The organism is Andreesenia angusta, from assembly GCF_001855385.1.
Lineage (GTDB): Bacteria > Bacillota > Clostridia > Tissierellales > Gottschalkiaceae > Andreesenia > Andreesenia angusta.
The window spans coordinates 70,531-82,340 of sequence record NZ_MKIE01000007.1 but is presented as its reverse complement, the minus strand read 5'-3'; the positions used below and the strand labels follow the sequence as shown (position 1 = coordinate 82,340).

Here is an 11,810-nt window from a genome sequence, read left to right as displayed (position 1 = left end):
AAAATGAAAAAGCTATCTAAATTGACGACTTTGATTGTGTTTTTAGGAATCATTTTTACTGTCCCTGTTTTGACACTGCTGAAGACAAAAGAAGATATCTCACAGTTTGAAAACCGGGAGCTGGCGAAGATGCCGGAGATAGACAAAGAGAGAGTTCTCAGCGGGGAGTACTTCAAAGACTGGGAGACCTATATGGCCGACCATATATACGGCAGGAATGGGTGGCTTGAAAAATACACCTACATGAATATGAATGTGCTTGAAAAGCAGAAGATAAACGACATAGTGCTTGGAGAGAGAGATACCACGCTTCCATACAATCCATATATTCCGGAGAAGACTCTCTCGCAGAATCTGGAGGACATAGCGGAGATGAGCGAAAGGCTTGAAAAGCTGAAAAATTCCCTGGAAAGCTACGGAGGAGAGCTTTACTTTGCAGGGATTCCTGTACAGCAGTCATTCTACAGAGCGAGATACCCCGAGTACTTTGAGAGAAACGAGGAGTTCTTAGACAAGTCGGGAGAGCGTATGTTTTCGCTGCTAGATGAAAAAGGGATAAGCAGTATAGATATGGGCAAGGTCTTTGCGGAGGAAGACAGAGACGATTACTACTTCAAGACAGACCATCACTACAACTTTGAAGGCTCCTATAGAACCTATAGGGAAATAATAAGCCGGATATCAGCTGATAGTCAGGCTGGCATAAGAGGACCTCTAGAGAGAGAGGAACTGGATATAGAGACTGTTCCTAAGGAATTTAGAGGCTCTAGAAACAGGCAGATCTACTATATGCGTCCTACAGACGAGAAGCTTCAGATAGGAAGGCCAAGAGAAGAAGTGGCGTACAGAAAGCTCACAAACGGCAACCCAGACCCTGAGATGTATAAAGTTGGGGAACAGGACAAGTACGTGACTTACGATATATATATGGGCGGAGATATGGCGGAAATAGAGGTACACACCGACAGGCCGGAGCTTCCGAACTTGCTGGTGGTGGGAGACTCTTTTACAAACGCAGTAGAACCACTGCTTTACTACCACTTCAATGAGACAAGAGTGCTTGACTACAGATACTACAGCGAGATGGATATATATGAATATGTAGAGAAGCATAGACCGGATTTCGTGGTATATGTGAGGGACAACGCAAACTACGGAAACCTAGATGGAAATGGAAACTTTGGACTGGAAAACTAGAAGCAGCCTCGGCGAATTGATTCGCCGAGGCTGCTTTTCTACTTAAGTGTAGAGAATGTCTTTCTTAAGCGACGAGACTCTCTTTTCGCAGAGCAGATAATTCACTATCTCCAGAGCGAAGTCCACTGCAAAATAAGGCCCTCTTGCAGTTATTATATTGCCGTCAACTACGACAGGCTCTTCGATGTAGACTGCGCCTTTAAGTTCCTGCTCAAAGCCAGGGTAGGAAGTTATGCGCTTTCCATCCACTATATCCGCTCGCTTGAGCACTATTGGAGCTGCGCAGATGGCGGCGACAAGTTTATTGGAGTTGTACAAAGATTTTACCGTATCTAAGACGAATTCACTGTCACGCAGGTTGTTAGACCCTGGCATTCCACCTGGGAGGACGACGGCATCGTAGGAATGAAGGTTCTTAAGCTCTGGAGTGAGCTTGTCGGCCATTATAGTTACGCCGTGGGCTCCCTCGACTTGCTTTGAGTCCGATACGGAGACAGTGTCCACCACTATGTTCACCCGTCTGAGGTAGTCCACTACAGTCAAGGCCTCCACTTCCTCGAATCCGTCTGCTAAAAATACAACTGCTTTCATATGAAAAACACCCCTTTCAAAATAGTCGGTCTATTTGCCTTTAAAGTACTTATACCCTTTACTTTGTGCTGTAAAAGGTATATTCTAATAAGACGATATTTTGCTATATAATATAGGTATAGAAATTAAAGCAGAGGATAGATGAGATGAACATAGTGTTGCTTTTGGACGAAGATTTTGTAGACAGAGACAGGGTGGTTATTTCAGGCAGAAGGCTTGAACATATCACAGAAGTGCACGGGGCAGTGGAAGGGGACTCGCTTAGGGTTGGAAAACTGAACGGCAAGCTTGGCGAGGGAAGAATCCTTTCGATGGACGACGAGAAGCTGGAGATGAAATTAGAACTCTATGAAGATCCCCCACCGCCTTCGGATATTCAGCTGGTGATGGCGATGCCTAGACCAAAGGTCTTTAGACGGATGCTGCAGGACATGACCACCATGGGGATAAAGAAAATAAATGTGATAAAAACCTGGAAGGTGGAGAAAAGTTTTTGGGAAAGCCCGGTCTTAGATGAAGAAAAACTGAGAGAGAGCATGATACTTGGACTAGAACAGGCGAAAGACACAATTCTACCAGAAATTAGAGTTTATAAGAGGTTTAAACCTTTTGTAGAGGATGAATTACCTGATATAATTAGGGGTACTGAATGTCTGCTCGGGCATCCTGGAGGAGAGTCCTCCTGCGAAAAGTCCGAGGGGTGCAAAGTCACGCTGGCCATAGGGCCGGAGGGTGGATTTACTCCATATGAAGTGGAGATGTTTAAAAGTCAAGGTTTCAAAGTGTTTTCCCTGGGGGAGCGGATACTCAGAGTTGAGACGGTATTGCCGTATATATTGGGAAAACTATCGTGATTTTTATTATAATTTATGGGGGTAGTGTTAAGCATGAAGGAAAAATTTAAAGTAGGGCTCGACGTCGGATCTACGACTGTAAAGCTGGTTGTATTGGACAAGCTGGAGAATGTAGCCTACAAGAAATACATTAGACATCTTTCAGATGTCAGAAACACCGTAAAAGAGATAATAACAGACGCAAAAGAGGTGCTAAGCGACAAGCTGATATCCATGAGCATAACAGGCTCAGGGGGGCTGAACTTGGCTGAAAACCTAAACATACCTTTTGTGCAAGAGGTAATAGCCTCTACAGAGGCAGTTGAAAAGTACGCAAAAGAGACGGATGTGGCAATAGAACTTGGAGGAGAAGACGCCAAGATAACTTACTTCGGAAAGAGCTTGGAGCAGAGGATGAACGGCACATGCGCAGGCGGAACTGGAGCCTTTATAGACCAGATGGCTTCGCTTCTAAAGACAGACGCATCTGGGCTGAACGAGCTTGCAAAAAACTACAAACATATATACCCTATAGCATCTAGATGCGGGGTATTTGCAAAGACAGACGTACAGCCTCTTCTAAATGAAGGGGCTTTAAAAGAGGATATAGCTATATCGGTGCTGCAGGCAGTTGTCAACCAGACTATAGGAGGACTTGCCCAGGGCAAGCCTATAAGAGGCAAGATAGCTTTCCTGGGAGGGCCGCTTCACTTCCTGACAGAACTCAAGTCCAGGTTTATAGAGACGCTAGAGCTCAAGCCTGACGAGATAGTGGAGACGCCTGACGCCCACTACTACGTGGCCATGGGGGCAGCGCTGCTTTCACTGGATGATAACTATACAGAGTACAACGACCTTTTAAGTAACCTTTCCAAGGTGGACCCAGAGAATCTTACAGAGAGCAACTTTCTAAAGCCTCTTATAGCGAATCAGGAAGACTACGAGGAGTTCAAGAAGAGGCACGACTCAGAAAAAGTTGCCAGAAAAGGGATTGCAGACTACAGCGGAAATGCCTTCTTGGGGATAGACGCAGGCTCCACAACTACGAAAGTGGTGCTTATAACAAAAGACGGGGAGCTACTCTACTCTCACTATGGAAGCAACCAGGGAAGGCCTCTAAAGTCAGTAATAGAGGCATTAAAAGACTTGAACAGCAAGCTTCATGCAAATATAAAGATAGCCAATGCAGCTGTGACTGGATACGGGGAGCATCTCCTAAAGTCAGCTCTTTCAATAGACATAGGGGAGATAGAGACAGTGGCTCACTACAAAGCAGCCGAGTTTTTCGAGCCGGAAGTTGACTTCATACTGGACATAGGCGGGCAGGACATGAAGAGCCTCAAGATAAAGAACGGGACTATCGACTCGATAATGCTGAACGAGGCATGTTCGTCTGGATGCGGGTCGTTTATAGAGACGTTTGCCGAGTCGCTTGGAATGAAAGTGGCCGACTTTGCAAGAGAAGGACTCTTTGCAGAGAGGCCGGTGGACCTTGGGACAAGGTGCACTGTGTTTATGAACTCCAAGGTGAAGCAGGCCCAGAAAGAGGGTGCCACGGTGAAGGATATCTCGGCGGGGATCTCGCTTTCCGTAATAAAGAACGCACTCTACAAGGTAATCAGGATCAGGAACATAGACGAGCTTGGAGAGCATATAGTTGTGCAGGGAGGCACTTTCTACAACGACGCAGTGCTAAGGGCGCTTGAGACAGTTATAGGACGACATGTGGTGAGACCTGATATAGCAGGGCTTATGGGAGCTTTTGGATCAGCCCTTATAGCCAGAGAGAGGTACGAAGGACATGCTTCAAGCATGAGACCGCTAGGCGATCTGGAAGAGTTCCAAGTGGATACCTCTATGAGGCGATGCGAGCTCTGCGGAAACAGATGCCTTATGACAGTGAATCATTTCTCGGACGGCAGGGAGTTCGTATCCGGGAACAGATGCGAGAGAGGGCTTGGCTTCAAGAAAGAGAAAATAGAGGCGCCTAATCTTTACGAATACAAGTACAGACGACTTTTCGGCTACAAGCCGCTTAAAGAAGACGAAGCTACAAGGGGAACTATAGGGCTACCTAGGGTGCTGAACATGTACGAGGATTACCCTTTCTGGTTCACTTTCTTTACAGAGCTTGGCTACAGGGTGGTCATTTCGGGAAGGTCGAACAAGCAACTCTATGAGCTCGGGATGGAGACAATACACTCGGAGTCGATGTGCTATCCTGCCAAGCTGGTGAACGGGCATATAGCAGACCTTATAAAAAAAGGAGTGCAGAAGATATTCTACCCTAGCATTCCGTTTAGCGTGAAGGAAGATCCAAATGCAGACAACCATTACAACTGTCCTATAGTGACGTCGTACCCTGAGGCCATAGACAAGAACGTGGACGACATACACGACCTGGGCATAAAGTACTACTATCCATTTCTGCCTATAGACAGCCCTAACAGGCTGGGCAAGAGGATACTTGAGGAGCTTCCGGAAGAGGAGCTTTCACTGAAAGAGATAAATATAGCGCTTACAAAGGCCTATGAAGAGTGGGATAAATATAAATCAGACTTAAGGGCTGAAGGAGAGAGAGCCCTGGAGTATATGAAAGAGCACGGTAAGAAGGGAATACTGCTTGCCGGAAGACCTTACCATATAGACCCTGAAATACACCACGGCATTCCGGAGCTTATAGCTTCCTACGGCTTTGCAGTGCTTTCAGAAGATGCGATATCGCATCTGGACAAGGCAGAGGATTTGAGGGTTGTAAACCAGTGGACATACCACAACAGGCTCTACAACGCATCTACAGTCGCAGCCAAGCACAAGGACCTAGAGGTTATACAGCTGAACTCCTTTGGATGCGGACTAGACGCTGTCACAACAGACCAGGTTAAAGACATACTGGACATGTACGGCAAGATATATACAGTCATAAAGATAGATGAAATAAGCAATCTAGGGGCTGTGAGAATCAGGATAAGGTCGCTTATGGCGGCTATGCAAGAGAGAGACAGAAGAGGGTTCACACCTACAAAGCTCTACTCTGCACCGGCCAGAGTGGAGTTTACCAAAGAGATGAAGAAAGACCATACTATACTCTGCCCTCAGATGTCGCCTATACATTTTGAGCTCTTGGAAGAGGTGTTCAGAGAGTACGGCTACAACTTAGAGGTGCTTCCGTCTGTAGGACAGAGCGGAATAGAGGAGGGGCTGAAGTACGTAAACAACGACGCCTGCTACCCAGCCATAGTATCCATAGGCCAGCTGATGGAAGCATTAAACTCCGGGAAGTACGACTTAAACAAGACCTCTGTAATAATGTCTCAGACAGGCGGAGGGTGCAGAGCTACAAACTATATAGCTTTTATCAGAAAGGCGCTTAAGGACGCGGACATGGAGCATGTGCCTGTGATATCCCTGAACGCAGTTGGGCTTGAGAAAAATCCAGGGTTCAAGATAACTGTTCCTATGCTTCACAAGCTGATGCTTGGGCTTATATACGGGGATGCCATGATGAGGCTTCTCTACAGAGTCAGGCCTTACGAAAAGGTGAAGGGCTCGGCAGACGAGCTATACCAGAAGTGGAACGATATATGCAAGAAGTCGCTCAGAGAGGAAGGCAAGAAGGGGTTTGCGAAGACTATAAACGATATGATATCGGAGTTTGACAGCTTTGAGATTCACGAAGACATGGTCAAGCCTAGAGTCGGAGTCGTAGGGGAAATACTTGTGAAATATCACCCTATAGCCAACAACAACATAGTGGAGCTGCTTGAAAAAGAAGGAGCGGAAGCTGTGGTGCCTGACCTTCTAGACTTCTTGCTCTACAGTGCATATGATGCGAAAGTCAAGTACAAGGAGCTTTCAGGCAGCTATAAGGGAAACCTGATGGGCGGTATAGCTGTAGAGGTCATGGAGTACTACAGAAAAGAGCTGAGAAAAGCGCTTGAAAAGAGCAAGAGGTTTGAGGCTCCTCAGAGGATAGAGCATATAGCGGAGCTTGCCAAGAAGCATCTTTCGCTCTGCCATCAGACTGGAGAGGGCTGGTTCCTAATGGGAGAGATGTTGGAGCTACTGGAGAGCGGAGTCAACAACATAGCTTGCCTTCAGCCGTTTGCGTGTCTTCCGAACCACATAGTGGGAAAGGGAATGATAAAAGAGCTTAGAAGGTCCTATCCGCTTTCAAACGTGGCGCCAATAGACTACGATGCAAGTGCGAGCGAGGTAAACCAGATAAACAGGATAAAGCTTATGCTCTCTATAGCCTTTAAGAATTTGAAATAGGAGGGACTATTATGCCGAAAAACACTTTTTTTAACCTAAGCGAGGAAAAGCGGGCGCGAATAGTGGAATCTTCGATAGAGGAGTTTTCAAGCAATCCGTACGAAGTGGCAAGCATAAACCAGATAGTGAAGCACTCGGAAATCGCGAAGGGGAGCTTCTACCAGTACTTCGAGAACAAAGAGGATCTCTACAAACACCTGGTGGAAATATGCGAAGTGGAGAAAGAGTCTTATATAGATATAGCCATAAAGAGAACGAAATATGTGGATTTCTTTGAAAGGCTAAAGGAAGTCTACAAGTCGATAATAAGGTTTTCAGACGAAAAGCCAAAATACGCCGCTGTGCTGGACCATATATACAAGATAGACGATTTGAATTTAAAGAGCGAGATACTGGAATCTCTAGAGCTAGATGGACCCAATGTATTTTCAAAGCTTATAGACGAAGCCATAGAGGAAGGGGAGCTTAAGTCAAGCCTTGACACTGAGCTCATAGCCTCGTTTCTAGTGAATATAAATGTGTTTTTAAAGGAATACAGAAAGACAAAAGGAGTTCTCTTTGACTACGAAAGCAAGGTGGACGAGCTGGTGGATGTACTGGAATATGGTATAAAGCCGAAATCTAGGGTAAATAAGAACAAAGACGATTTACTTTACTAGAGATGAGGGATAACATGGAAAAAAATACAGCTGCGTTTTTCGACATAGATGGAACTATCTACAGGAATTCGCTTATGATAGAGCATTTCAAAAAGCTTATAAAGTACGAGATGGTAGACCCCGCTGTGTGGTACGGAAAGGTGAAGCACTCTTTCAACGAATGGGAGAGGAGGCTTCTTGACTTCGACATATACCTAGGGGAGCTTGTGGAGATATATGTAAAGCAGCTACAGGGCATAAACAAGTCCTATATAGAGTTTATAGCCAACCAGGTCATAAACTTAAATGGAGATAAGATATACAAGTACTCCAGGGACAGGATACAGCACCACAAGGAGAGAGGGGACCTTGTCTTCTTCATCTCCGGGAGCCCGGACTTTCTGGTCTCCAAGATGGCTGAAAAATACGACATAACAGAGTACAGGGCTTCTATCTATGAAGTGGACGAAGCGAACAACTTCACAGGGGAGCTTCAAGGCATGTGGGACTCCAAGAACAAGCTGAGGTCCGTAAAAGAGCTGATAGAGAAGTACAATCTAGACCTTGGAAACTGCTACGCCTATGGGGACACGGCAGGAGACTACTCTATGCTCAAGATGGTGGGAAAGCCCATAGTCATAAACCCGAACAGGGAGCTCTTTATGATGATTAGGAAAGACCCGGAACTGTCCGACAAAATCAGGATAATAATAGAGCGAAAAGACATGATATACAAGCTGAGTCCCTATATAGAGATAATTTAGGCACGATATAGCATACTCTAAAAAAATATGTTATAATACCTTGTAAAGTATTGAAAAGTGAATAACAAAAGCTGCGATTGGAAGAGTAGTCTGTATTTAGCTTAAAGAGAGACGGCCATTGGTGGGAGGCTGTCAGCGAGTTACAGGTGAAGATCACCCATGAGCTTGTTGTCTGAATCGAGTAGGGCATCACGTAGAAATGCGTTAAATTAAATGAGTGATAGAGGAAACTCTATAATTTGGGTGGTAACACGGTGATTCGTCCCTAAGCAATGCTTAGGGACTTTATTTTTTTGAAAACTTAAACTGAAAGGATGGAATCTATGAAGACATTTAAAGAGCTTTCTGGGTCATCTATAAAGGAGACCGAGAAGCATATATCGGATTTTTGGAGTGAGATAGACCTTCTGAAAGAGAGTGTGGAAATCAGAAAAGATGCAAAGCCATTTGTATTCTACGAAGGACCTCCTACGGCTAACGGAAAGCCAGGGATACACCACGTAATAGCTAGAACGCTTAAGGACTCTGTATGCAGACATAAGACTATGCAGGGGTACAAAGTGAAGAGAAAGGCAGGATGGGACACACATGGACTTCCTGTCGAGATAGAGGTAGAAAAGCAGCTAAACCTTAAAGACAAGCACGACATAGAGGCATACGGAATAGACAAGTTCAACGAGAAGTGCAAGGAGTCTGTATTCAAGTACGAGAGTCTCTGGAGAGAGATGACTGAGAGAATGGCCTACCTTGTAGACCTTGAAAAACCTTATATAACGCTGGACAACAACTATATAGAGTCTGTTTGGTGGATACTCGACAAGTTCTTTAAAGAGGACTATATATACGAAGGACACAAGATACTGCCATACTGCTCTAGATGCGGTACAGGGCTTGCCTCGCATGAGGTTGCGCAGGGGTATGAGGAGATAAAGACGAACACTGTAATAGCCAAGTTCAAAAGAGCTGGCGCCGACGAGTACTTCCTTGTATGGACAACTACTCCTTGGACGCTTGCTTCAAATGTGGCGCTTGCCGTAAATCCAAACGAGACTTACGTAAAGGCCGAATCGGAGGGGACAGTCTACTATGTAGAGAAGAACCTGGCTGGCAGAGTGTTCGGAGACGCTGAATACAGTGTGCTTGAAGAGATGAAAGGATCTGAGCTAGAGGGGATAGAGTACGAGCAGCTTATGCCTTTCGTAGTGCCTGACAAGAAGGCCTTCTTCGTGACGCTTGCAGACTATGTAACTACCGAGGACGGTACTGGGATAGTCCATATAGCACCTGCCTTTGGAGAGGACGACTACAACGTGGGAAGAAAATACGACCTGCCGGTGCTTCAGCCTGTAGACGAGGATGGAAAGTACGTGGACACTCCTTGGAAGGGCATGTTCGTAATGGACGCCGACATAGAGATAATAAAGTGGCTTCACGCTGAAGGGAAGCTGTTCAAGAAAGAGAAGATAGCGCACAACTACCCACACTGCTGGAGATGTAAGACTCCTCTTCTCTACTACGCAAAGCCTAGCTGGTATATAGAGATGACAAGGCTTAAGGACAAGCTCATAGAGAACAACAACGGGGTAGAGTGGTTCCCGGACTACGTGGGAGAGAAGAGATTCGGAAATTGGCTTGAGAACCTGAACGACTGGGCAATCTCAAGAAGCAGATACTGGGGAACACCGCTGAACATATGGAGATGTGGTTGCGGCCACCTTGAGAGCGTGGGATCTAGGGAAGAGCTTGCCAAGAAGGCGATAGAGGATGTAAATCCTGAGACTATAGAGCTTCACAGACCACATGTAGACGACATCCACTTTAAGTGCGAAAAGTGTGGAGAGACTATGACTAGGGTTACAGACGTAATAGACTGCTGGTTCGACAGCGGGTCGATGCCTTTTGCGCAGCAGCATTATCCTTTTGAAAATGTAGAAGAATTCGAAGAGCAGTTCCCGGCGGACTTTATCTGCGAGGGAATAGACCAGACTAGAGGATGGTTCTACTCGCTGCTTGCAGTTTCTACCTTCGTCACAGGCAAGGCTCCTTACAAGAAAGTGCTTGTAAACGACCTTATACTGGACAAGGAAGGCAAGAAGATGTCGAAGTCGAGAGGAAACACTGTAGATCCTTTCGAGCTTTTCGACAAGTACGGAGCGGACGCCCTCAGATGGTACCTGCTGTACGTGTCGCCACCTTGGACGCCTACTAGATTCGACGAAGACGGCCTCAAAGAAGTGGTCAGCAAGTTCTTTGTGACTATAAAGAACGTGTACAATTTCTTCACGCTTTACGCGAACACTGACGGCATAAACCCTAGGGAGTTCAACATACCTGTGGAAGAGAGACCTGAGCTTGACAGATGGATAATCTCAAAGTACCAGTCGCTGCTTTCAGAGGTTGAAAAGTCGCTAGAAGTTTTCGACATGACAAAAGTGGTCAGAAGGATACAGGACTTTGTAAACGAAGACCTTTCAAACTGGTATATAAGAAGATCTAGAAGAAGGTTCTGGGAGCCGGAGCTGAACGAAGACAAGAAGTCGGTATACAACACGACTTACGAGATAATGGTGGGAGTTTCCAAGATGATAGCGCCTTTCGTGCCTTATATCTCGGAAGAGCTATACCAGAACCTCACTGGAGAGAAGTCGGTTCACCTAAGCGAGTACCCTGTTTCAGACAGCTCTCTTGTAGACACAAGGATAGAGGAGAGAATGGACCTTGTAAGGGACCTTGTGAAGCTTGGAAGAGCTTCAAGAGAGGCCGAGAAGATAAAGGTAAGACAGCCTATACAGAAGGTGCTTATAGACGGAAAGTACAGAGAGCTTATATCTGACCTTGCTCCGCTTGTGATGGAGGAGCTGAACGTAAAAGAGGTCATATTCTCGGACGACCTTAAAGACTATATGAACTTCAATTTGAAGCCTAACTTCAGAGAGGCAGGTCCAGTACTTGGATCGAAGATAAAGCTGTTCGGAAAGGCGCTTTCAGAGCTTGACGCATCGTCTGTAGTTCCTGTAATAGAGTCGGGCGGATCTGTGACAGTAGATCTAGACGGAGAAGACTTTGTAGTGGACAGCTCTCTTGTGAGCGTGAACATAGAGTCGAAGGAAGGCTTTAACGTGACTATGGAGAACAATCTCTTCATAATCCTGGACACTGTGCTGAACGAGGAGCTATTGAACGAAGGATATGCAAGGGAGTTCATCTCTAAGATCCAGCAGATGAGAAAGAGCAACGGCTACGAGATGATGGACAATATAGAGATAGTGTACTGCGGTACAGAGGCCATAGACAAGGCCATAGAGATACACTCAGAGTATATAAAGTCGGAGACGCTTGCCGCAAGCATAAGCAAGGTGGACGACGAGACTATAGAGAAGACGCAGCTGAACGATCAAGAGGCTGGTATATCTATAAAGAGAATTTAGTGGTTTGAGAAAGTGAGGATTGATTTCCTCACTTTTTTTCTATAGAATTGAGAGTATAGATATATTTGTTAACTAAACACTAAA

Annotated in this window: 7 protein-coding genes and 1 other annotated feature; of the genes, 6 read left to right on the top strand and 1 reads right to left on the bottom strand. The window is 45.7% G+C overall.

What is annotated here, in order from left to right; translation table 11 throughout:
- Positions 1-3 precede the first annotated feature (3 nt).
- On the top strand, positions 4-1,197 hold the full coding sequence (locus EUAN_RS08925; protein WP_071063834.1) for an alginate O-acetyltransferase AlgX-related protein: 1,194 nt from the start codon (positions 4-6) through the stop codon (positions 1,195-1,197).
- Positions 1,198-1,239: 42 nt separating this feature from the next.
- On the opposite strand, the gene EUAN_RS08920 is transcribed toward EUAN_RS08925, so the two are convergent.
- On the bottom strand, positions 1,240-1,788 hold the full coding sequence (locus tag EUAN_RS08920) for a DJ-1 family glyoxalase III (protein WP_071063832.1): 549 nt from the start codon (positions 1,786-1,788) through the stop codon (positions 1,240-1,242).
- Between the two features lie 146 nt (positions 1,789-1,934).
- Between EUAN_RS08920 and EUAN_RS08915 the strand changes: the two genes are divergently transcribed.
- The 5 genes from EUAN_RS08915 (at position 1,935) to ileS (ending at position 11,726) form a co-directional block, all read left to right on the top strand.
- A complete protein-coding gene (locus EUAN_RS08915) occupies positions 1,935-2,642 on the top strand; it encodes a 16S rRNA (uracil(1498)-N(3))-methyltransferase (protein ID WP_071063830.1) in 708 nt (235 codons plus the stop codon).
- A 33-nt stretch (positions 2,643-2,675) separates the two neighbouring features.
- Entirely contained in the window at positions 2,676-6,896 is a 4,221-nt protein-coding gene (locus tag EUAN_RS08910) for a 2-hydroxyacyl-CoA dehydratase (RefSeq protein WP_071063828.1), read from the top strand.
- An 11-nt stretch (positions 6,897-6,907) separates the two neighbouring features.
- Complete coding sequence (locus tag EUAN_RS08905) at positions 6,908-7,555, top strand: TetR/AcrR family transcriptional regulator (protein WP_071063826.1); 648 nt, start codon at positions 6,908-6,910, stop codon at positions 7,553-7,555.
- A gap of 14 nt (positions 7,556-7,569) precedes the next feature.
- Positions 7,570-8,298: an HAD family hydrolase gene (locus tag EUAN_RS08900; protein WP_071063824.1), complete on the top strand. Its 729-nt coding sequence runs from the start codon at positions 7,570-7,572 to the stop codon at positions 8,296-8,298.
- A gap of 64 nt (positions 8,299-8,362) precedes the next feature.
- Positions 8,363-8,568: a binding site (T-box leader), on the top strand.
- A gap of 53 nt (positions 8,569-8,621) precedes the next feature.
- Complete coding sequence (gene ileS / locus EUAN_RS08895) at positions 8,622-11,726, top strand: isoleucine--tRNA ligase (protein ID WP_071063822.1); 3,105 nt, start codon at positions 8,622-8,624, stop codon at positions 11,724-11,726.
- Positions 11,727-11,810 lie beyond the last annotated feature (84 nt).